Source organism: Rhodococcus phenolicus (assembly GCF_001646785.1).
GTDB classification, from domain to species: Bacteria; Actinomycetota; Actinomycetes; order Mycobacteriales; family Mycobacteriaceae; genus Rhodococcus; species Rhodococcus phenolicus.
The window spans coordinates 18,898-41,097 of the sequence record NZ_LRRH01000062.1 but is presented as its reverse complement, the minus strand read 5'-3'; the positions used below and the strand labels follow the sequence as shown (position 1 = coordinate 41,097).

Genomic DNA, 22,200 nt, shown 5'->3' with positions numbered 1-22,200 from the left:
CCGACGACGCGCCCGGACGTGATCGAGGTTTCGCCCGTCGTAGATCCCGGGATCGCCGAGGTTCGGTGGTGGCTCACGGTGATGGGAACCAATTTTCGGCCTGACCGGGCGATGGGAACCATCACCCGGTGGCGGGCGGCGGCGAGGCGACCGTTCAGTCGGTCGCGGGCCCGGTTTCGACCGGGTTGGCCGGATCCGACGACCACTGGGACCACGATCCGGGGAACAACGCGAGATCGAGACCGGCGACCTCGGCGGCCGCGACGACCACGGCCGCGGTGACACCGGAGCCGCAGTAGGTGCCGGCGCTGCGGTCACCGTCGACGCCGTGCGCCGCGAACACGGCACGCAGGTCCTCGGCGGGCGCGAAGCGGCCGTCCTCCCCGAGCAGTGCCGTGGACGGCAGGTTCACCGCTCCCGGGATGTGCCCGGCGACCGGGTCGATCGGTTCGACGTCGCCGCGGAACCGTTCGGGCGCACGGGCGTCGAGGAGCACCCCGTCGCGTGCGAGGCCCGCCGCGTCGGCGACGGTGAGAGTTGCGAGCGCTCCTGCGTCGAAGTTCCTGCGCGCGAGAGTGATCGACCCGACCCGCGGATCTTCCGGTTCCGCAGTGACCGGACGGTCGTCGGCACGCCATGCCGCCCATCCCCCGTCGAGGATCCGGACGTCGTCGAGACCGGCAGCGCGCAGCAGCCACCAGGCGCGCGCCGATCCGGCACGGTTCCAGTCGTCGTAGACGACGACGGTGTCGCCGTCGTCGACGCCCCACCGCCGCAACGCCGCTTCGAGGGCGTCGGCGGACGGCAGCGGATGCCGGCCGCGCCCGGTCGCACCGTGGTCGCTGAGGTCCGTTTCGAGATCGACGTAGACGGCGCCGGGAATGTGCCCGGCCTCGTGCGCGGCGCGGCCGTCGGGTTCGGTCAGCGACCACCGGACGTCGAGGACCCGGACGGGTGTGCCGGACGCGAGGAGGTCTGTCAGTGCTGCCGCGGAGACGAGGGTCATGGGTGTCCTGCCGGTCGAAGGGATCGTGTCTCGGCGTCGATCCTCCTCCGTGTCAGTCGTCTTCGTCGACCTCGACGCCGTACCGGGCGACCAGGGCGGCGAGGTCGTCGTCGTAACCCTGCCCGACCGCCCGCACCCGCCACTTGCCGTCTCGGCGATAGATCTCGGTGAGCACCATGGTGCGTTCGGTCGTGCCTGCGTCGAGAACGAACGTCGCGGCGGTGACGTCGTCGCCGTCGACGCTCACCGACACGGCACCGAGGTCGCCGAACGTGCGATCGCCGTCGATGGCTGCCGCGATCGCGATGCGCCGGCAGTCCTCGGGCAGACCGGCGAGGTCGAGTCGCACGCATTGTTCGCTGGGTCCGTCGACGGTCAGTTCGACGACTCCGTCGTCGACGAGCGGGTTGTTGTAGAACACGAAATCGTCGTCGGTGTCGACCTTGCCGTCGTCCCCGAGCAGAAAGGCGACGATGTCGACGTCGAGTTGGTCGCCATCGTCGCTACCACCGGCCTCGGCCTTCCACGCGACGTTCACCGCCCACGAGGTGTTCTTCGAGGGCAGGTCGATGACTTCGCCGCGCGACAGCACGGGGGCGGACAGTTGCGCTTCGAGGCGCATGTGCGGCGGCACGACGCCCCGGTCGAGAGCGGCGTCGACGTCGTCTCGGGTCAGGACCGGCAATTGCCGAGCCGTCACGCGCGGCATGCGCTTGTCGTCGTGGCCGCCGTCGAGGACGAGCACATCGGTGACTGCGGCGGTGAAGTTGAGCGCGGGCCGCGCGCCGAGCTGTGTGATACGCGAGCGCATCAGCACCCCGTCGAGGTGGCTGCCCCCGAGCAGCAGCACCCGCCGCCCGGACCACAGTTTCGGCTTCTGCCCGGCCAGTGCCCATGTCTGTGGCGGAACGATCGGTGCGGGCTGTTCCAGGACAATCGGGGTCTCCAGCGGTGTTCCGGGCTGCGGCACCACATCGATGACGGCCGCCACCTTCGGCACGCCTGGCCGCACACCGGCGAGCAGCCGTTCGAGCTGCGGTTCGTCGATGATCGGGATGTCGAGGGCCATGGCCTTGCGGACCTTGCCGGTCTGCACGAACGGGTCGTTGCACACCAGCACACTCGTCTGGCGGCTGACCTGGTTCATCACGTCGAGGCCGGCGTCGGTCAGCCGGGAGGCGAGCGTCAGGCGCGGGGTGGTCGTCGACCCGCTGACGACGATCTTCATACCCTGCACGAGACCGCTGTCGGTGAGCCGTCCCGGGTTCTGCCAGTCGCACGCGACGCGCGGCACCGGATCCGGGTGGACGGACTTGCGGCCGCGGCAGTTCACGACGGGCAGCGGCAGTTGCAGGCTGTCCGCGAGCGCGGCGCTGTGTACGAACACCTCGGACAGCACCCGCGCGTCGTCGTAGGCGTCGTGTTCCTGTAGCTGCTGCACCCGCCAGTGCTGTGCGAGGGTGGCGAGCCGGAAGTTGGGGACATCGAGTTCGAGTCGCCGCGACAGCGCCATCGTGCACAGCCTTTGCTGTGCGGGCATCGATGTTCCTGTGCGGCGGAACTCTGCGTCGAGGAAGCCGTAGTCGAACGTGGCGTTGTGGGCGACGAGGGTGCCGCCGTCGAGAATGTCGGCGAGGTCGCGGGAGATGTCCTCGAATCGCGGTGCGCCGGCGAGCCGTTCGCGGGTCAGGTTGTGCACGTGGACGGGACCGGGGTCGCAGTCCGGGTTCACGAGGGTGGAGAACTCGCGCTCGACGGTGCCGTCCTCGCCCAGCACCAGCGCGGCGACACTGAGCACGCGGTGGGCGTTGGGACGCAGCCCCGATGTCTCCACGTCGACGACGACCCAACGGTGCTCGCGCGGCAGTGTCGTCGTCCGAGTATCGATCACGGTGGCCTCCGGCTCGTCGTCCCCGGCCGGGCTGCACCCCGGCGCATGGGACATTCTGACCCGGCCTTCCGACACGATCGCCGCCACCCCCGAATCCGGTCGGGGGAAGTGACACCGGGGGTGGTACGCAGCTCGGGTCGCGCCTGGCTCGAGCCGGGCTGCGCCGTCATCTCGCCGAGCCCGGATGGGTGGTGATCGCGTCGATCGAGCTCGGAATCAGCCGCACCACGTTGTACCGGGCGATCCGCACCTACGGCCTCGATCCGTCGGCTCGCTGACCGCCCGGCGCGATGAACGCGGGGTCCTACGCGGCCCTGAGCCCGTACATGTAGGTGACGAGGTACTGGTCGACGAACGGCGTCCGGATGTCGTCCGAGTCGGGCATCGAGATGAGCAGGGCGTAGAGACCGACGAGGAACGAGACCGCGTTGTGGAAGGTGTCGACCTCGGCGGGGATCTCACCGCGTTCCTGCGCGCGCCGGAATTCGTCGACGAACGCCACGATCACCGGGTGGTGCGGCCACTCCTCGGCGGGCGGACGCTTCGTGGAGAAATGCAGGGCCAGAAAATCTTTGAACAACTTGTTGCCGAGGCGCCGCTCGAGTGCCTTCAGGATGCGGACGGCTTCGGCCAGGGTGTCGCGGACGCTGTGCTCGGTCACGAAGAACCGCTCGAGCTCGGCGGCCATGCGTTCCTCCTCGCGCTTCTCGAGCTCGAGCAGGACGTGTTCCTTCGTCGGGAAGTGGAAGAAGAACGTGCCGTGTGCGACGCCCGCGGCGGCGACGATCGCTCCGGTGTCGGCCGCGGCCATCCCGTCGCGCTTGAATTCGGCGATCGCGGCGCCGAGCAGCCGTTCCCGTGTCTGGAGTCCCTTCGATCCGCGCGTCTGCGGTTTACTCGCCGTCATCCACAACCCGTTTCCGCCCGTGTCGGGCTGATCGTTTCGAACCTGCGGCGAGTCTACGACAGCGTCCACAAAACTGACTCAACTCAGAAAAGTTCTTCCGCTGACGGCTGCAGACCGCTAGCGTTCACCCGAAGCCCCTCGGCCCGCTCGCGGACGAATCGACTGAAGTCAGTCTCTTGGAGGTTGTGGTGCAGATACTCGAACAAGCCCAGGACTCCCCTACCGCGGGCAACATCAAGGCCCAGTGGGTCAGCCTGTGGACCGGTCCCGCGGCCGCGGTCGTGTTGCTGGTCGCCGGCCTGGCATTCCCCGGCTTCCGGCCGCCGATGTCCCCGACGCTGCCCGCCGGAGAGGTCGCCTCGTTCTACAGCGAGAACACCGCATGGATCCGGTTCAGCATGGTCACGTTCAACCTGTGCGGGATCATGATCCTCCCGTTCTTCATGGTGATCGTCGTCCAGATGAAACGCATGCGACAAAGTCATGTGTTCGCGTACTGCTACCTCACCGCGATCGTCAGCGGCGCAACGATCTTCGCGCTGTCGAACATCTTCTTCCTCGTCGCCGCGTTCCGCCCGGAACGCGACCCGGAGCTGGTGCTGCTCCTCAACGACCTCGCATGGATCGTGTTCATCGCCCCCGTCGGCATGGTGGTCGGCCAGTTCCTGCTGCTGGCGGCCGCGGTCCACTTCGACAACGGCCCCGACGCGGTGTTCCCCCGATGGGTCGGGCACTACTCGCTGGCCACGGCGGTGGCGATGATCCCCGCCGCGGGCGCCGCAGTCGCGCAGACGGGTCCGCTCGCCTGGGACGGCCTGCTCTCGTTCTGGTTGCGCAACGGCGCGTTCGCGCTGTTCACGGTCGTGATGTTCTTCGTCCTGCGCCGGACGGTGCTGCGTCAGGCCCTCGACGAGGGCGTCGTCCGATGAGCACCCTGATCCCGGAACGCGACGTCACCGCGGAACCGGGGCGCGGCGGCAAACCCGACGTCCGGTTCGTGTACTGGATCTTCCCCGGCTTCTACGCCGCGTTCGGCGTGATCATCTGCCTGCTGACGCGGGTGACGCCGCCGCCGCGGCCGGACGTGTCGACCGCACAGAAGGTCGAGTTCTTCGCCCAGCACCACACCACGATCCAGATCGGGTTCTGCCTGCTGCTGGTCCTGCTCGGCGGCGCCGCCATCACCAACGGCCTGATCGGCTACCACATGAAACGCATGTCGGTCGGCTCCGTGTTCGCCTACGGCTACATCGGCGGAATGGCGGTCGGGGCCCTGCCCGGTTTCCTGCTCGTCGCCGCGTGCTTCCTCACCGCGACGTTCCGTCCCGACCGCGACCCGGAGCTCATCGGCCTCCTCTACGACCTGGGCATGCTGTCGTACAACGGTTCCCTCGGCTGCTTCTCCGCCGCCTACCTGGTCCTCGCGGTCGCGATACTCTACGACCGCAACGGAATCTTCCCGAAATGGCTTGCCTACGTCAGTATCTGGCAGATCGTCACCGAGGTGATCGCGACCCAGATGTTCGTCTTCCGGGCGGGACCGTTCGCGTGGAACGGCTCGATCGCCTTCTGGCTGGCCGTCGTCGTGTTCTGTGTGTGGCTCGGCGCGCTGATGATCCTGCTGAAACAGGCGACCGCACGCGAACCCGCCGACTCGCCCGGACCGGACTGAGGGGGTCACATCATGGACCGTTCGAGCTCGACCCACATCCCCGTGCAGACCGCGCCGACGACCACCGCCCCCGCCGCCGCATCCCCCCGTCACCTGCCGGGAGATCGCGACATGTGGATCATGGTGCTCGGCGACATGGTCATCTTCGGAGGCTACTTCGTCATCTTCATGATCTACCGGTCGATGACACCGGAAGCATTCCTCGAAGCACAACAGCACCTGAACGTCGACATCGCTGTGATCAATACCGTTGTGCTGCTGACCAGTTCATGGTTCGTCGCGCTCAGCGTACCCGCCGTCCGGCAGGGCCGGCACGGGCATGCGATCCGGCTGGTGTACGCCGCGGGCGCGTGCGGCGTGCTGTTCGCGGCGCTGAAACTCTACGAGTGGTACACGAAGATCACCGGCGGGCAGACCAACTCCGAGTTGTTCTACTCGTTCTACTACGTGATCACCGGCGTCCACCTGCTGCACGTGCTGATCGGCCTCATCGTCCTCGGGGTCGTCGTGCGCGAACTGCGCAATCCTGCCCGGCGCAGAGTGTCGATGGCCGAATCCGGAGCTGTCTACTGGCACATGGTGGACCTTCTCTGGGTGGTCATCTTCGCCCTGCTCTACGTGATGAGGTGAGCGATGTCCACCACGACCACCCGACCCGGCACCTCGACCCGCACGATCACCGTCACGTGGCTCGTGCTGACGGCCATCACGATCACCTCGTGGTGGCTGGCGCCCGGACACTCGTCGAGCACGGTCGGCGCGAGCGTGACCGTCACCGTGCTGGTGCTCGCGCTCGCCGCGGTCAAGTGCCGCCTGATCATCCGGAACTTCATGGAGGTTCGCGGCGCTCCACACTGGTTGCAGTGGGCGACCGACGGCTGGCTCGTCACCCTGATCGGGGCGGTGGTGGTGATCTACCTGATCTGAGCACTGGCCCGCGACTGGATCCCGCCCGTCGACGGATCCCGGCGACTTGACCGAACAAGTCCGGCAGCCCGTCCGAGACCCGGTTCGGGAACAGCGGTTCGCGCTTCTCGAGGAACGCTTCGACGCCTTCGCGCACATCGTCGGAGGTTCCGCGGACGTAGATGCCAAGGGATTCGGCGCGGTGCGCGACCTCGGGCGAGGATGCGCCGAGCATCCGCCACATCAGTTGCCGGGTCAGCGCGACCGAGACCGGTGCGGTCCCGGAGACGAGTTCGCGGGCGACCCCGAGCGCACGGTCGAGGACCCGGCCGGCGGGAACGATCTCGCGTACAGGCCGCGCGCGAGCGCCTCGTCCGCGGGCACCATCTTCCCGCCGACGGTCCATTCGACCGCGGTGGCGATCCCCACAACGCGCGGCAGGAACCACGTCGAGCAGGCTTCCGGCACCAATCCCCGACGCGTGAACACGAATCCGAATTTCGCGGTGTCCGAGGAGATCCGGATGTCGGCCGGCAGGGTCATGGTGACGCCGGTGAGGGATCGTCGTCGAGAACGAACGTGTCGCCACCCGCCCCGAGGTCCGCGCCCGCACAGAACGCCCGGCCGGTGCCCGTCAGCACGATCGCGCGCACGTCGTCGTCCGCGTCGAGCTCGTCGGAGACTCCGAGGAGCCGGTGGCACATCTCGGTGGTGAACGCGTTGAGCCGAGTGGGTCGGTTCAACCGCACGATCGCGACGGCGCCGTCACGCTCGACGACAACGGATTCCTCGGTGGCGGTCTCGGACACGGCGCACATCCTTTCAGGGGTACGAGCCGCACGGAGCCGGGCCTGTCGCAGGGTTCACCCGTACGGCCACATCCGGCCCGCCGAAGGACTAGAGTTCGGGCATATGCGCAGGACAGCGAGGATTTTCGCGGCCGCTGCCGCGCTGATGGCGATCGTGCTGGGGCCGGGGCCGGCGTGGGCCGCCCCGACACCGATTCCCGGCCCCGACGGGTCCGTCAGCGCGCCCGCGCGCACCCAGATCTCGTTCGTCTCCCTGCCCGGCGGCCGGACCGGAACGGCGAACGAACACGAATCCCGCACGGCGATGTCGATCGTCAAGCTCTATCTCGCCGAGCACGTCGTCCGGCACGGCGATCCGGAGGATCGGGGCGCCGCGGTCGAGATGATCAGAGCATCGGACGACGTGATCGCGGACCGGTTGTCCTCGAAGTACCCCGGCGCGATCGAGGCGACGATCTCCGAGTTCGGCCTCGTCGACACCTACGGCTCCGGATACTGGGGCACCGCGACGACGTCGACCTACGACATGGTCACCTACCTGGAGACGAAGATCCGCACGGATCCCGGATCACCGGTGCTCGCGGCGATGGCGTCGGCCCACGAACTCTCGGCGGACGGCTACCCGCAGAACTTCGGCACGTCACTGCTGCCGGGGGTGATCGGCACCAAGTGGGGCTGGACGGACGATCACAGTTCCGCGCACGCCTCCGCCTCCTTCGGATCGGATTTCGTGGTGGCCGCCTCGACCTACGGGTCGGCCGGGCAGCTTTCGGCCGATGTGGCCGCAGCATTCGCCGACGAGCCGGCCGCTCCCCGCGCGATCACACCGCTGTGCACACCGTCGGTGCCACCGCTGTGCACCGTGGGAATACAGGGCTTCGTTTCCGGGTAGTTCTGCGTATGAGTACTTCGTGGCAGGACCCCGGTGCCGTCGACTTCATGCTCGACGACTGCAAGACGTGGGCGGTCGTCGGGTTGTCCGGTGATCCGACCCGCACCGCATACGAGATCGCGGAGCTGCTGCAGTCGCGGGGCAAACGCATCGTGCCGATCCACCCGTCGGCGCAGACGGTGCTCGGGGAGCAGGGTTATGCAACCCTCGCCGACGTGCCCTTCCCGATCGACGTCGTGGACGTGTTCCGGCGTTCGGACTCGGCGGGCGAGTTCGCGGACCAGGCCGTCGAGGTCGGGGCGAAGGCCGTGTGGTTCCAGCTCGGGGTCGTCGACGAGGCCGCTTTCGACAGGACGGTCGCCGCGGGTGTCCCGATGGTCATGGACACCTGCCCGGCGATCGAGTGGCGCCGGCGCGGCGCGAGGTGACCACGCTCAGCGGAACGCGTCGCCCTTCGTCCACGCAGCCTTGACGCGTTCGACGATGCGATCGTGCAGCTTCGATGCCGTCCGCCATCGCATGGCCAGCCGGTCGTAGTCCATGTTGTGCTCGGCGACGATGTCCTTGAGCTGTTCGAGGTCCAGGGGCGCCAGCCGGGCCCGCAGCCCGTCCTCGCCGTCGGCGCGGTACACGGCGAACGGGTCGAACGGGCCCGGCGACCGCTTGCCGCGCCGTGCGGCGGCCTTCTTCTCCGCCGGCTTCGCCGCCACCGCTCGAGCCGGGGCCGGTGGGGTCGGGGCCACCAGGTCTCCTGACGCGGCGATGGCCGCGGTGAGCGCCTTCGCGAACCGCGGTGTGCGGGCCGCCTCGTCGGCGACGGCCTGAACGAGCGCGACCAGCGCGGTCGCGGCCGACGGTGCGCTCTCGCTCAGGCGCAGCAGGGCCGCGCCCGCCTCGCCGATGTGCAGCCGCAGCTGGGCTTCGGTGCGGTCGATGTCGGTCACAGCAGTACCTGCGCATTCATGAGGACGTCTTCGGTGAGCATGCGCAGCGCGTCGTACTGGCCGCTCGTGCCGTACTTGCGTTTGAGGGTGCCGTACGGCACGAACTCGGCGGACTGCGCGATCTGTGTTGCTTCGGGAATCCACGCGGGCACCACGTTGGCGATGCGCTCGTCGCGCTGCAACCGCTCGATGGTGCTGCGGTGCAGATTCGACGCGCTGCGGTACTTGGTGATCACGAGCCCGATCTCCCGGATGGGATGGCCGACGCGTTCGCCGAACTTCGCCACCCGCGACTGCAGTTGCGGAATCCCGTAGGTGGACAGGATGTCCGGGATCGTGGGGATGATGTATCCGTCGGCGAGGCGCAGACCGTTGAGGGTGAGCATGCCGAGATTGGGCGGACAGTCGACGAGGATGTAGTCGTACTGTCCGGCGATCGGGGCGATCGCATCGCGCAGGACCTCGACCGGCCGCGTCGAGAGCGGGTCGGCGAACTGCCGGTGGCTCAGCCCTTCCTGGACATCCATCAGGTCGAGGGACGACGCGAGCAGGTCCACGCCCCTGACCGACCTGACCGAGGAGACGTTGCGCTGCACCGCCTTCCCGAGGTCGAAGCCCGGCGCCGACGGGTTGACGGCCTTGTCGAACAACGTGGCGAGAGTCCAGCCGAGTTCGTTGAGTTCCTGCCAGCGTTCCTCGCCGACCATCATGGTGGTGAGATTGGTCTGCGGATCGAGGTCGATCAGCAGCACCCGCTGCCCGAAATCGGCGGCCATGAACTCCGCCAGTGCCGCGGTCGTCGTGGTCTTCCCGACACCGCCCTTCAGGTTGATCGTCGCGATGACCCGCGCCACGGCCCGCTCCCTCCGCACATCCTTCTCGTTGCGCGCGAAACTATACGGCGGGGTCGGATTCTCACCAGAGGGCAGGTCAGGGGAACTCGACGATGGCGCGGCCCACGATCTCTCCGCGGCCGAGCGCCCGGTACGCCTCGTCCACGTCGTCGATCGTGTAGCGCCGGGTGATGACGCTCTCCGGCCGGACGGTCCCGGCGGCGACCATCGCGAGCAACGCGGGCATGTCGGTGCGGGCCCGGGCTCCGTACGAGCCGCGGATCTCGAGCTTGCGGCGCACCAGCCGGGCCAGGTCGATCTCGCCGGTCGATCCGGCAGGGGCGATACCCACCACGACCGCGCGGCCGCCGTCGTCGAGTACGTTCAGGGCGGTCGCGAACGTGTCGGCCCGACCGAGCGCTTCGAAGGCGACACGGACGCCGGTGCCGCCGGTGATCTCCCGGATGGCCTCCACGGGATCGGTGACCGAGGAGTTCACGGTGTGGGTCGCGCCGAGGGCCGCGACGGCGGTGAGCTTGTCGTCGCCGACGTCGACGGCGATGATCTGCGTCGCGCCCGCGGCTTTCGCGAACTGGACGATGCTGGAGCCGACGCCCCCGGCCGCGATCACCGCGACCCGATCGCCGACGACGATCTGCGCGACGTTCGCGACCGCACCGTAGGCGGTGAACGAGCTGCACCCGAGGATCGACACCTCGCCGAGCCCGACCCCCTCGGGCACGCGGAACACGTCGGTGGCCGGGACGACACAGTATTCGGCGAGCCCGCCCATCGAGTACATGGCCAGGGGTGTTCCGTCGGCACGGGAGAGCCGGGTCTCACCGTCGTAGAGTGTGCCGCCGAGCCTGTTGTAGGCGAAGAACTTCTCGCACAGGTCCTCCGCGCCGCGCACGCAGTGACGGCACACTCCGCAGGGCATGATGAAGCTGCACACGACCGGGTCGCCGACCTCCAGTCCCTCGACGTCGTCACCGAGTTCGGCGACGGTGCCGGACACCTCGTGCCCGAGAACCGCGGGCACCGGGAACGCGACCTCCGACCGCAGGACGTGCAGATCGGTGTGGCACACCCCGCATGCGGAGACCTTCACCAGGACCTCGCCGCGACGCGGGTTCGGCCGTGGGATGTCCTCGACGACGAGGGTCGGTGCGTTTCCTTCGAACACAGCAGCTTTCACGGCCTGTCACCTTCCGTACGGTGTCGTCGGGTCACGCCCACGCTAGTACGGCTTCGGTGGTCGCGGTGGCAGGAGCGCCCGGAGTCCGGGCGATTCCCTTCGCTCGGCGGTGGTACTACAGTGGAGATCAACTGAGCACACTCGTAATCAGATGGAGGGGGCGTATGCGCACGATCGACACACTCGGAGACCTCGTCTCGCCGCTCCGCGGCTCGATCAACGCCGCCAACGTGATCATGCAGCTCGCGAACCCCGGCGTCGGGCAGGGCGTGGTGGACAGCAAGGTCGACTCCGGCCGCGCCGACCTGCACCCGGTCAAACGCGCCCGCACGACCGGCACCTACCTCGCCGTCGCCGTGTTCGGCACCGACGACGACCGCGCCTTCGTGCGCGAGTCCGTGCGGAGGATCCACGCCCGCGTCGCCTCCGAACCCGACGCCGCCGTGCGCTACAGCGCGAACTCCCCGGCCCTGCAGCGGTGGGTGGCGCTGTGCCTGCTCAAGTACTTCATCGACCAGCACGAGTTCCTCTACGGACCCCTCGACGAGCACGAATACCACCGGATCCTGCTCGACGGCGCCACCCTCGCGACCACGTTGAACGTGCGCCGCGAGGCCTGGCCGACCACCCGCGCCGACTACGAGGAGCTCTGGAAGGCCGGGGTCGCGGAGATCTCGATGACCGACGAGGTACGCGAATACCTCACCGCCCTGTGCAATCTCGCGTTCCTCGAAGTGCGTCTGGGCCGGGTGGGTCGCGCGATCCACCGCTCGCTCGGAACACCGTTCGAGCTGGTCACGCGCGGCGCGCTGCCACCCGAATTCCGCGACGTGATGCACTACCCGTGGACGGCAGACGACCAGCGGCGATTCGACCGGTACCTCCGGGCGGTCCGCCGCCTCCACCGCGTGACCGGACGCGTGTGGCCACTGCTGTGGAAGACCTACCTCGTCGACATGCGCACCCGCCGCCGGCTGGGTCTGCGCGTCTTCTGAACGGGGCGGGCGCTATCGGCCCTTGGCCTCGACGGCGATCGTGCCGCGCACCCCACCGGGATTCGCGGTCACGGCCGACTCCGCGGTCGCGTAGCCGTGCAGATCCAGGCTCGGCGCGTGGTCGACGACCGCACGGACGACGGTGTTGCCGGACAGGAAGATGATGACACCGTCGGCTCCCGTGGTGGGCAGGTTCTTCCAGATGGTGCTCGCGGTGCCGATGCTGCGGTTCACTTCGCTCATCAGCAGCGGAACCCGGAAGTAATACATGCGGTCCCACCCTCCGCCGATGCTCGCGGTGTCGGCGATGTCGCCGAGGGTGCGCGTCTCCCCGTTGACCAGAACCGTTTCGAAGGCGGTTTCGAGGACGAGGTCCTCGACGATCTCGACGGTGCTCGGCCCGCCACACGCTGCGCCCGTTGCCACCACCGCGGCAGCCAGTCCCAGAATCCAGATCTTCCGTGCCCAGCACGACGCCACTCGGACAACTCCTGTCACTCCCCCACCAAGGACGGCGTGAAAGCTATCACCCGGCCGGGGAGGAGTCCACGCGGGTCAGACCGAGGGCCGGTCCCGCGTGGTCAATTCGGCGATGTCGCCGTGCAGGGCGAGCTGCAGGGTACGGATCGACCCGGCCGCAGCATCGAACTGATCACCAACGAAATGCGTGTTCTCCGCAGACAATTCGCGAGCACCGGAGCGACCGATGAGGCGGTCGATGCGCTCGTCGAGACTTGCGGTACGTTCGGCCACCCGGGTCAGGCGCAACTGCTCCTCGGCCGTGGTGAGCAGATCACCGATCCGCGCGAGCGCCGCGACGCGGTCGACGAGCTGATCCCACACCGCCTCCAGCACTGTCGCTCTCGCCTCCAGACCGGGGCGGGCCGCCGGTGCGGCGCGCGCGGCGTCGGCGAGTTCCGCGAGCAGACCGCGCAACGCGACGGTGTCGACGGCGATCTGGGTGAGCTCGTCGGCCAGATCCAGTTGCGCGCGTTGGACGACGAGGTGTTCGGAGTTCCACGCCGCCGATGTCTCGATGCGGTCGTAGAGCATTCCCGCGAGGTACAGCAGCGTGTCGTACCGGTCGGCGAAACGGTCATCGTCCTCGGGAACGCGGCGGGTCAGCGCCTCGGCGGCACGACGGCCGGCCGCTGCGGCGGGGGTGCCCTCGGACCAGCGTGCGACCCGCTCGCCGGCGACGCCGAGCACCGCGCCGCGCGCCTGCGAGGTGACCGGTACCGCGAGTGGGACGGGTGTGCGCTGCAGGGCGGCGAACAACGCATCTCGTTGCGCCGGATCGAGGTGCACGCCGTCACGGCGGTCGCGGCGCATCGCCCGCACCCCTTGCGCGTAGTGCGCCGGAGAATGCACGAACGCACGGTGCGCGGCCCGCAGGCGCTTGTCCAGTTCGAGTGCGCGGTACTCGAACACGAGCCGGGCCGCGCCCGGACGCAGGTCCGCTGCGCGCGCCGCTGTGCGGGCGTGTTCGTCGGCGAGGCGGCGCAGCTCGCCGAAGCCGTCGAGCGTGGGCAGGGGCCGGCCGGCGCGGCGTCGTGCGGCGAGGATCTCGCGGGTTTCCTCGTCGAGGTGCCCGGCGGCCAGGCACAGGGCCGCGGCGTCGCTCAACGGCGCGTGCCGGCCGTCGATGCGGCGGTTCTCGCACCAGTGGCGCACCTGGCGGTCGATCCGCTCACGGCGCAGGCCGGGCGATTCGAAGGTCTGCTCGTCGGACATCAGGGCCTCCTCGTGGTGTCCGGACCCTTCCACTGTTCCAGAATCCGCCGCACGGCGGCGCGGGTCGGCGTGTGAGCCGGCGCGCACCCCGGTGTTCGTGTTCGTGAAATGCCGGAACCACAGGAACAATTCGGTGAGATGGGTCACAATATCTTCGGATTTTCGAGCGGCTCACAGGGAGTTACTGTACAAATTCGGCGCTTTGTCGACGTCAACCGGGATCGCGCGGAGATACCGACGAGTAGCGGGCGCAAACCATGCAGACCGCAACGTTACCGGCCGGTGTTACCCGAGAGTACGCATGTGACAGTCGCCACTCCACCCCCGCCGGCATCCCCGCCGATATCCAATTCCGCACCAGGGCAACACTTTCCCGAAACATGCGCATCCGAACACCCGAACCCGGCGACACCGGGATCCAAAACGTGACAAACCCTCATGTTTCCTTCATGCTGTTACTCGGAAGGATCACCCGTGCGGGGTCCGGTCATCGACGACGATGACCGGAAGTGGCGGGAAACCTGCCGCAGTGCCGTCCGCCGGACCGGGTCCAGCCCGGCCGTCGGGCCCCATGACCTGCCTGTGCCCACCGTGAGGAGCAGACCGATACATGCACGCGTCCGCGTTATCAAGTCGTGACGTTGGTTTTCTGATCGGTTAATTTGTCTTCCTCATTGGGGCGGAGTTTCGACGAGCGTCGCATCGCGCGCACAACCTTGGAGAACGGTGGCAACGAGTATGTTCAAGCGGATCGCAGTGGTGAACAGGGGTGAGGCGGCCGTCCGTCTCATCCGCGCAGTCCGGGAGCTCAACTCCGAGCACAACTACGACATCAAGACGATCGCGCTGCACACCGACGCCGAACGGCGGGCCATGTTCGTCCGCCAGGCCGACGAAGGCGTCACCCTCCGGCCGTCCACCACGGCCGCGACCTCCTACCTCGACCACGCCGAACTCGAGCGTGCCCTCATCGAAGCGAAGGCCGACGCCGTATGGGTGGGCTGGGGCTTCGTCGCCGAGGATCCCGCCTTCGCGGAACTGTGCGCCAAGCTCGGCATCACCTTCATCGGACCGTCCGCCGACGCCATGCGACTGCTCGGCGACAAGGTCGAGGCCAAGCTCCTCGCCGAGAAGGTCGGCGTGCCCGTCGCCCCGTGGTCCGGCGGCCCCGTCGAGAACCGCGCCGACGCCCGCCGGCACGCCCAGGCCATCGGCTACCCGCTCATCATCAAGGCCCGCTCCGGCGGCGGCGGCCGCGGCATCCGCAAGGTGTACGCGGAGGACGAACTCGAGCTCGCTCTCGAACGCACCCAGGGTGAGGCGGAGCGTTCCTTCGGCGACCCCGTCGTGTTCATCGAGCGTCTCGTCACCGACGCCCGCCACGTCGAGGTGCAGGTCATCGCCGACAACCACGGCAACGTGTGGGCACCCGGCGTGCGCGACTGCTCGATCCAGCGCAAGAACCAGAAGGTCATCGAGGAATCCGCGTCGCCGCTGCTCACCAAGGAGCAGTCCGATCACCTGCGCAGCGTCTCGGCGGATCTGGTGCGCGCCGCCGGTTACAGCGGCGCCGGCACCGTCGAGTACCTGTACCAGCCCGACCTGAAGATCTTCACGTTCCTCGAGGTCAACACCCGCCTCCAGGTCGAGCACCCCATCACCGAGGCCACCACCGGCATCGACCTGGTCAAGCTGCAGATCCTCGTCGCGTCCGGTGAGGCCCTGCCCGGCGACTGCCCGCCCGAGTTCGGCCACGCCGTCGAGGCCCGGCTCAACGCCGAGGACGCCGACAACGGCTTCGCTCCCGCCCCCGGCACCGTGCAGCTGCTGAAGTTCCCGCTCGGCTCCGGGCTGCGCGTCGACACCGGCATCGCCCAGGGCGACGTCATCCCGCCCGACTACGACTCGATGGTCGCCAAGATCATCGCGTGGGGCCGCGACCGAGACGAGGCCCTGGCCCGCCTGCGCACCGCACTGCGCGAAACCACCGTCGTGCTCGACGGCGGCACCACCACCAAATCCTTCCTGCTCGAACTGCTCGACCGCTCCGAGGTCGTCGACGCCACCGCCGACACCGGCTGGCTCGACCGCACCGGCGCCGGCACCGCCACCGGCCCCAGCCGCGTCGCCGACGTCGCTCTGATCGCCACCGCCATCGACGTGTACGACGCCGACGAAGCCCGCGAACGCGCCGCCTTCCTCACCTCCGCGCGCGGCGGCCGCCCCCGCGCCGGTCACACCGTCGGCCGCAAGATCGAACTGAGCTACCAGGGCCAGGCCTACGAACTGTTCGTCGGGCAGGTCGGCCCGCACCGCTACCGCGTCGAAACCGGCAGCGGCGAACAGGATGTCGATGTCGACCGGCTCGGCGACTACGAATCGCGGGTGACGGTCGCGGGACGTCGCCATCACGTCGTCTCCATCGCCGGACCCGCCCACTTCCTCGTCGAGGTCGACGGGGTCAGTCACCAGATCAGCCAGGACGAGGCCGGCGTCGTGCGCACGCCCGCGCCCGCCGTCGTCGTCGCGGTGCCCGTCGCCGTCGGCGACGAGGTCGAGGCCGGTCAGACCCTCGTCGTCCTCGAATCCATGAAGATGGAAACCGCCGTCCGCGCGCCGTTCGCCGGCAAGGTCCGCGAAGTGCTCGCGGTCGTGAACTCGCAGGTCGACGCGGGCGCCCCGCTGCTGCGCGTCGACCAGGTCGCCGAGGAGACCGTCACCGCGGTCGTCGAACGCGTCCGGTTCCCGGAGCCCGCGCCCGCCGTCACCGGCGACGCCGGCTCCGACGCCCTCGCGCGCATCGACACCCTCGAGGCGCTGATCACCGGCTACGACGTGTCCGCCAAGCGCACCGCGACGCTGCTCAGCGAATACGACCGGCTGCGCACCGAAGCCGGGAAGCAGTGCGATCTGGTCCGCGCCGAACTGTCGCTGCTCACCACGTTCGCCGACGTGTGTGAGCTGTCGCGCAACCGGCCCACGCAGGACGAGGAGTCCGGCGACGACCGGGTGCACAGCCCCCGCGAGTACTTCCACGGCTACCTCCAGTCCCTCGACGTCGAGGTCGGCGGCCTGCCGGACAGCTTCCGCACCCGGCTGTCCCGCGCACTGCGGCACTACGACGTCGACTCCCTCGACCGCACTCCCGAACTCGAGGACGCCGTCTACCGGCTGTTCCTTGCGCAGCAGCGCATCGAGACGGCCGTGCCGGTGGTCTCGGCACTGCTCGAGCGTTGGCTCGCGAACGTCGAAACCCCGCGTCTGTCACACGAACTCAACGAGGTCCTCGACCGCCTGATCGTCGCGACCCAGGTCCGCTACCCGCTCATCGGTGACACCGCCCGCAACCTGCGGTTCCGGTTCTTCGAGGAGCCGGTGATCCGCAAGGCTCGCGAGCAGGTGTACGACGGGGTGCGCGGCAGCCTCGCCTACCTCGCCGACAATCCGCAGGCCGACGACTACGCGCAGCGCATCGACACGCTCGTCGCGACCCCGGAGCCGCTGATCGACCTGCTCGCACAGCAGATCACCCGCCCCGAATCGGTGCCGGGACCGCTGCTCGAGGTCATCACCCGCCGCGCGTACAAGATCCGCACCCTCGAGGACGTGCAGTCGTACACGGCCGACGGACGCCAGTTCGTCACCGGCAACTTCGATCTGCGCGGCACCCGTCTGTACCTGATCTCCGGGGAGTCCCGGCACGCCGAACTGCCGGCGATGCTCGACGCCGTCGACGCCGCCGCGAAGCCGCTGCCGAGCACCGAGAACCTGGTCGTCGATCTGTACGTGGCGTGGGACGACGCTCCCGCCGACGCCGACGCACAGGCCGAAGCGCTGCGCACCGAACTGCTCGCGCGTCCGGTGACGGCCACGGCCCGCCGCGTCACGGTCACGGTGTGCCACACCGACAACGCCGAGGAACACGTCTTCACGTTCCGCCCGTTCCCCTCCGGATACGCGGAGGAGGACAACATCCGCGACATCCACCCGCTCACCGGGCAGCGGCTGGATCTGTGGCGGCTCAAGAACTTCGTCGGCACGCGCCTGCCCGCGAACCCCGACACGTACCTGTATCACCTTGTCGCCAACGAGAATCCGTCCGACGAGCGGTTCGTCGCGCTCGCCGAGGTCCGCGACATCGCCCCGCAGCGTGACGAGACCGGCACGATCGTGGCGCTGCCCGCGTTCGAGCGGGCCCTCGCCAGCTGCCTCGACGGGATGCGCCGGGCGCAGGCCGCCCGCGGCAACCGCCGTCTCGACTCGAACCGCGTGGTGCTGTTCGTGTGGCCGGTCGTCGACCTGACCCTCGACGAGCTCAAGCGCGTCGGGCAGGGCGCGGCACCGCTCACCGTCGGCGCCGGCCTCGAGGAGATCACGGTCATCGGCTGGCTGCGCGACAACCCGGAATCTCCGGCACGCGAAGTCGCGCTGCGGTTCTCGTACCGTTCCGGTGCCGGTGTCGTCGCGCGGGTGACCGAGCCGCCGAAGGAGCCGCTGCAGCCGCTCGACGAGTACACCCAGAAGGTGCAGCGCTCCCGTGCACGCGGCACCGTGTATCCGTACGAGCTGATCCCGCTGCTCACCACGACCGACGGCAGCTTCGTCGAATACGACCTCGACGCCTCCGGCGTGCTGGTGCCGGTGGATCGTCCGTACGGACGCAACACCGCGGGCCTGATCGTCGGCGTCATCACAACCAAGACCGCCCGGTACCCCGAGGGCATGACCCGGGTCGCGCTGTTCGGTGACCCGACCAAGGCGCTCGGCACGGTCGCCGAGGCCGAATGCTCCCGCCTGGTCGCCGCGATCGACCTGGCCGAGAAGCTCGGCGCCCCCGTCGAATGGTTCGCGCTGTCGTCCGGCGCCACCATCTCGATGGACTCCGGCACCGAGAACATGGACTGGGTGTCGCGCGGACTGCGCCGCATCATCACGTTCACGCAGAACGGCGGCGAGATCAACGTGATCGTCACCGGCATCAACGTCGGCGCGCAGCCGTACTGGAACGCCGAGGCGACGATGCTCATGCACACCAAGGGCATCCTCGTGATGACCCCGGACAGCGCGATGGTGCTCACCGGCAAGCAGTCGCTCGACTACTCCGGTGGTGTGTCGGCCGAGGACAACTTCGGCATCGGTGGCTACGACCGCGTCATGGGCCCGAACGGTCAGGCCCAGTACTGGGCGCCGAACCTGTCGGCCGCCGTCGAGATCCTCTTCGGTCACTACGAGCACGCGTACCTCGCACCGGGAGAACGGTTCCCGCGCAAGGCCGAGTCGAACGACCCGATCGACCGCGACGTGCGCGTCTACCCGCACGTGCATCCGTCGAGCGACTTCACCACCGTCGGCGACATCTTCTCCTCCGAGACCAACCCCGATCGCAAGAAGCCGTTCGACATCCGCACGGTGATGCGCTCGGTCGTCGACCAGGACCATGCGGTGCTCGAACGCTGGGCGGACATGGCCGACGCCGACACGTCCGTCGTGTTCGACGCACACCTCGGCGGCCACGCGGTCACGGTCGTCGGCATCGAGTCCCGGGCGATCGCCCGCAAGGGCTGGTTCCCCACCGACGGCCCGGACCAGTGGACCTCCGGCACACTGTTCCCGCGGTCGTCGAAGAAGACGGCCCGCGCGATCAACGCGGCCAGCGGCAACCGGCCGCTGGTGGTGCTGGCGAACCTGTCCGGCTTCGACGGCTCCCCCGAGTCGCTGCGCAACCTGCAGCTCGAGTACGGTGCCGAAATCGGCCGCGCCATCGTCAATTTCGACGGCCCGATCGTCTTCGTCGTGGTCTCCCGCTACCACGGCGGCGCGTTCGTCGTGTTCTCCGGAGCGCTCAACGAGAACATGGAGGTGCTCGCCGTCGAAGGATCGTTCGCATCCGTGCTCGGTGGTGCCCCGGCCGCAGCCGTCGTGTTCACCCGCGACGTGAACAAGCGCACCGCCGGCGACGCGCGGATCGTCGAACTCGAGGCGCAGCTCGCCGCCGCCGAGGACGGCGAAAAGGCCCGGCTCGGTGTCGAACTCGCGACGCTGCGCACCACCGTGCGGTCCGAGAAGCTCGGCGAGGTCGCCGCGGAGTTCGAGGCGATCCACAACATCCAGCGCGCCCAGCAGGTCGGCTCGGTGCACCGGATCGTCCCGGCCGCCGAACTGCGCCCGCAGATCATCGCCGCCGTCGAACGAGGGGTCGCGAAGACGCTCGCGTAACCCGGCAGCCGCCGAAGGGCCCCGCACCTCGAGCAGGTGCGGGGCTCGTCTCCTCAGACCCAGCGAATGTACCCTTCGCTCGGGAGAGGCGGGGGTCAGCCGAGGGAGCGGATCCAGTCGACGACCACCAGCGCGACGTCGTGCGGTGCCTCCGGGATCAACGCGTGCCCGCAGCCGGGGATCAGGGCGGTGGTGACCTTGCCGGCGCCGAACTCATCGAGGAGTTCACCGCGGGTGTCGGCTGGGCGGAAGACGTCCTCGCCCGCCTGGACGTCGAGCAAAGGCGACGGCGCGACCGACCACCACGACTCCTTGTCGGTCGCGGCCATCGCGGCGCGCTGGGCGACGATGGCGTCGGGCCACCAGCCACCGAGCCATTCCGACGGATCGTTGCCCTCGGCGAAGAACACCGCGGCCAGGTTCTCGAGCCGTTCGTCGTCGGGCAGGGTCAGGTCCGAGCAACGGGCGACGCGAGCGGTCAGAGACTCCGGGAAATGCCGGGCGCCGGCGGCGAGGACGGCGACGCCCCGCACCAGGTCGGGCCGGTCCGCGGCGAGGACACGGGCGACGTAGTGACCGAACGCGTGACCGGCGAGCACGGCGGGCGCCGCGTCGAGCTGCTCGAGGACGTGCGCGACGTCGGCCGCGAGGTCGTGCAGGTCCAGCCCCTCGAGCGGTCCTTCGCTCGCACCGACACCGCGTGGCTGCGGGCGCAGCACCCGGAATCCGGCGGCGGCGAGATCGGCTGCGACGTCGTCGAAATCCAGCGAGTCGCGACCGAGCGAGGGCAGCAGGACGACGGTGGGGCCCGTGCCGTCGACGAGGACCTCGAGGCAGACGTCGTCGAACTGCACGGTGGCGGTGTCACTCATGGTTTTCCACCCTAGTGGCCTCGGCAGTTCCGGCCGCGCGGCAACTCGTAACGATGGTCTGGATGTTCCCGATTATCCGGTTCGGTCGGCCGTTCGGCCGTCCCCTCCCCTTTCCCGAAAGGAACAAGCGCGAATGAAGTTCCGTCGTTTCGCGATCGCGGCGCTCGGCTGTGTTTCGCTCACCGTGGTCGCCCCCACGACCGCCAACGCGTTCAGCCTCACCGATCTGCTGCCGACCGGCGTCGCCGACATCTTCCCGAGCGGATCCGCGGGCCTGTTCGCGCCGCCCGCACCGCCCGCACCGCCGGCTCCCCCGGCGCCTCCGGCTCCCCCGGCTCCTCCTGCAGCGCCCGCACCCCCGGCACCGCCGGCGTCCCCGGCGCCGGCCGCACCGAGCAGCGGTTACAAGAACTGCACCGAGGCGTGGAACGCCGGTGTGGCGCCGCTCTACCGCGGCGAGGCGGGGTACGCGCCGAAGCTCGACCGCGACGGCGACGGTGTCGCCTGCGAGCGGGATCCCCGCTAGAAACGGTGATGGGACCATTCATCCGGTCTGACAAGGTGAATGGTCCCATCACCCCGGGGTGCGGCCCCGGAGCAACCGGTGGTCAGAGCCAGCGCGGTGGCGTCGCCTCGCCCCCGGTGACACCGACGGCGCCCCGGCCGGCAGCCCAGCGCACGATGCCGGCGAGCGGACCGCGCACGGTGTGCTCGACCGCCTCGTCCTCGACGACGCGGAGCGGTTCGCGGCCGTCGACCTCGAGGACGAGGCCGGTGCCGAGACCCTTCTTGCGCCACATACCCACGATGTCGTCGAGCAGTGAATCGAGCACCACCTCGGGGAAGTCACCGAAGCGGCCGCCGTTGCCGAGGTCGACGGCGTGGATCCACACCTCACGGGTGCGCATCCACGCGGTCTCCTCAGCGGGGACGAGCCTGCCCTGCGCGGTGCGGACCTGCGCCTGCCACGCCGACCGCGGAAGGTTCCGCCACTTCTCGTCGAGGCGGGCAACAGTGTGCGCGAACAGGTTCCGCAGAGCTGCCGCGCTCAGGGTCGACCCTTCGGCGATCTCCTGCGCACGCTGTTCCGGCGAGGCGTACATCGGCGTCTCGACACCAGTGGCGGCCCAGTCCATCAGGCGGCACAGCGCCGCGGCGTTGTAGCCGAGGTGCGCGACGAGATGGCGGCGGGTCCACCCGTCGAGCAGTGTGGGGCCGTCGAGCTCGTCGTCGGTCAGTTCCGCGAGCCGCTGCGACAGATAGGCGGTGCCGCGCCGCGCGACGAGCAGCCGCTCGGACAGTTCGAGATCGTTGAATCCCACGAT

General features: G+C 69.1%; 19 protein-coding genes and 1 pseudogene. 9 read left to right on the top strand and 11 right to left on the bottom strand.

Features of this window, described 5'->3' with window-relative positions; all coding sequences use genetic code 11:
- Positions 1-154: 154 nt before the first annotated feature.
- The 3 genes from A8G15_RS18170 to A8G15_RS18160 form a co-directional block, all read right to left on the bottom strand.
- Entirely contained in the window at positions 155-1,006 is an 852-nt protein-coding gene (locus tag A8G15_RS18170; RefSeq protein ID WP_068162578.1) for a sulfurtransferase, read from the bottom strand.
- 52 nt (positions 1,007-1,058) lie between these two features.
- Complete coding sequence (locus A8G15_RS18165) at positions 1,059-2,951, bottom strand: TerD family protein (protein ID WP_082899991.1); 1,893 nt, start codon at positions 2,949-2,951, stop codon at positions 1,059-1,061.
- A 250-nt stretch (positions 2,952-3,201) separates the two neighbouring features.
- Positions 3,202-3,804 (bottom strand): TetR/AcrR family transcriptional regulator, encoded by a 603-nt coding sequence (locus tag A8G15_RS18160; protein ID WP_068162649.1) that lies wholly within the window; start codon positions 3,802-3,804, stop codon positions 3,202-3,204.
- 188 nt (positions 3,805-3,992) lie between these two features.
- On the opposite strand from A8G15_RS18160, the gene A8G15_RS18155 reads away from it, so the two are divergent.
- The 4 genes from A8G15_RS18155 (at position 3,993) to A8G15_RS18140 (ending at position 6,403) form a co-directional block, all read left to right on the top strand.
- Positions 3,993-4,733 carry a hypothetical protein gene (locus A8G15_RS18155; protein ID WP_068162647.1) on the top strand — a complete coding sequence of 247 codons (741 nt, stop codon included), beginning with the start codon at positions 3,993-3,995 and terminating at the stop codon, positions 4,731-4,733.
- The gene (locus tag A8G15_RS18150; protein ID WP_068162575.1) at positions 4,730-5,476 is read left to right on the top strand and encodes a hypothetical protein; all 747 of its coding nucleotides are present in this window, start codon (positions 4,730-4,732) and stop codon (positions 5,474-5,476) included. Before A8G15_RS18155 ends, A8G15_RS18150 begins: the two co-directional genes overlap by 4 nt.
- Positions 5,477-5,587: 111 nt before the next feature.
- Positions 5,588-6,106, top strand: a complete 519-nt coding sequence (locus A8G15_RS18145; protein ID WP_156665458.1) for a cytochrome c oxidase subunit 3 — start codon at positions 5,588-5,590, stop codon at positions 6,104-6,106.
- Between the two features lie 3 nt (positions 6,107-6,109).
- On the top strand, positions 6,110-6,403 hold the full coding sequence (locus tag A8G15_RS18140) for a cytochrome C oxidase subunit IV family protein (protein WP_068162567.1): 294 nt from the start codon (positions 6,110-6,112) through the stop codon (positions 6,401-6,403).
- Here A8G15_RS18140 and A8G15_RS18135 read toward each other — a convergent pair.
- A pseudogene (locus A8G15_RS18135) lies at positions 6,363-7,200 on the bottom strand (enoyl-CoA hydratase-related protein). The gene A8G15_RS18140 and the pseudogene A8G15_RS18135 sit on opposite strands and share 41 nt — an antisense overlap.
- Positions 7,201-7,294: 94 nt before the next feature.
- Between A8G15_RS18135 and A8G15_RS18130 the strand changes: the two are divergent.
- Positions 7,295-8,083 carry a hypothetical protein gene (locus tag A8G15_RS18130; RefSeq protein ID WP_068162565.1) on the top strand — a complete coding sequence of 263 codons (789 nt, stop codon included), beginning with the start codon at positions 7,295-7,297 and terminating at the stop codon, positions 8,081-8,083.
- A gap of 8 nt (positions 8,084-8,091) precedes the next feature.
- On the top strand, positions 8,092-8,511 hold the full coding sequence (locus A8G15_RS18125) for a CoA-binding protein (RefSeq protein WP_068162562.1): 420 nt from the start codon (positions 8,092-8,094) through the stop codon (positions 8,509-8,511).
- Positions 8,512-8,517: 6 nt separating this feature from the next.
- On the opposite strand, the gene A8G15_RS18120 is transcribed toward A8G15_RS18125, so the two are convergent.
- The 3 genes from A8G15_RS18120 to A8G15_RS18110 form a co-directional block, all read right to left on the bottom strand.
- Positions 8,518-9,027 (bottom strand): hypothetical protein, encoded by a 510-nt coding sequence (locus A8G15_RS18120; RefSeq protein WP_068162560.1) that lies wholly within the window; start codon positions 9,025-9,027, stop codon positions 8,518-8,520.
- Positions 9,024-9,881 (bottom strand): ParA family protein, encoded by an 858-nt coding sequence (locus A8G15_RS18115; RefSeq protein ID WP_068162556.1) that lies wholly within the window; start codon positions 9,879-9,881, stop codon positions 9,024-9,026. Before A8G15_RS18115 ends, A8G15_RS18120 begins: the two co-directional genes overlap by 4 nt.
- Before the next feature lie 76 nt (positions 9,882-9,957).
- The gene (locus A8G15_RS18110; RefSeq protein WP_068162552.1) at positions 9,958-11,058 is read right to left on the bottom strand and encodes a zinc-binding dehydrogenase; all 1,101 of its coding nucleotides are present in this window, start codon (positions 11,056-11,058) and stop codon (positions 9,958-9,960) included.
- A gap of 164 nt (positions 11,059-11,222) precedes the next feature.
- Between A8G15_RS18110 and A8G15_RS18105 the strand changes: the two genes are divergently transcribed.
- Positions 11,223-12,053 (top strand): oxygenase MpaB family protein, encoded by an 831-nt coding sequence (locus A8G15_RS18105; protein WP_068162547.1) that lies wholly within the window; start codon positions 11,223-11,225, stop codon positions 12,051-12,053.
- A gap of 12 nt (positions 12,054-12,065) precedes the next feature.
- On the opposite strand, the gene A8G15_RS18100 is transcribed toward A8G15_RS18105, so the two are convergent.
- The gene (locus A8G15_RS18100; RefSeq protein ID WP_082899980.1) at positions 12,066-12,533 is read right to left on the bottom strand and encodes a hypothetical protein; all 468 of its coding nucleotides are present in this window, start codon (positions 12,531-12,533) and stop codon (positions 12,066-12,068) included.
- A gap of 75 nt (positions 12,534-12,608) precedes the next feature.
- Complete coding sequence (locus A8G15_RS18095; protein ID WP_068162641.1) at positions 12,609-13,787, bottom strand: hypothetical protein; 1,179 nt, start codon at positions 13,785-13,787, stop codon at positions 12,609-12,611.
- 738 nt (positions 13,788-14,525) lie between these two features.
- Here A8G15_RS18095 and A8G15_RS18090 point away from each other — a divergent pair.
- A complete protein-coding gene (locus A8G15_RS18090) occupies positions 14,526-20,003 on the top strand; it encodes an ATP-binding protein (RefSeq protein WP_068162544.1) in 5,478 nt (1,825 codons plus the stop codon).
- A gap of 95 nt (positions 20,004-20,098) precedes the next feature.
- On the opposite strand, the gene A8G15_RS18085 is transcribed toward A8G15_RS18090, so the two are convergent.
- Complete coding sequence (locus tag A8G15_RS18085; protein WP_068162540.1) at positions 20,099-20,875, bottom strand: alpha/beta fold hydrolase; 777 nt, start codon at positions 20,873-20,875, stop codon at positions 20,099-20,101.
- Positions 20,876-21,008: 133 nt separating this feature from the next.
- On the opposite strand from A8G15_RS18085, the gene A8G15_RS18080 reads away from it, so the two are divergent.
- A complete protein-coding gene (locus A8G15_RS18080; RefSeq protein ID WP_068162536.1) occupies positions 21,009-21,401 on the top strand; it encodes an excalibur calcium-binding domain-containing protein in 393 nt (130 codons plus the stop codon).
- Between the two features lie 82 nt (positions 21,402-21,483).
- Here A8G15_RS18080 and A8G15_RS18075 read toward each other — a convergent pair whose 3' ends face one another.
- A complete protein-coding gene (locus A8G15_RS18075) occupies positions 21,484-22,197 on the bottom strand; it encodes a maleylpyruvate isomerase family mycothiol-dependent enzyme (protein WP_068162532.1) in 714 nt (237 codons plus the stop codon).
- Positions 22,198-22,200: the final 3 nt, after the last annotated feature.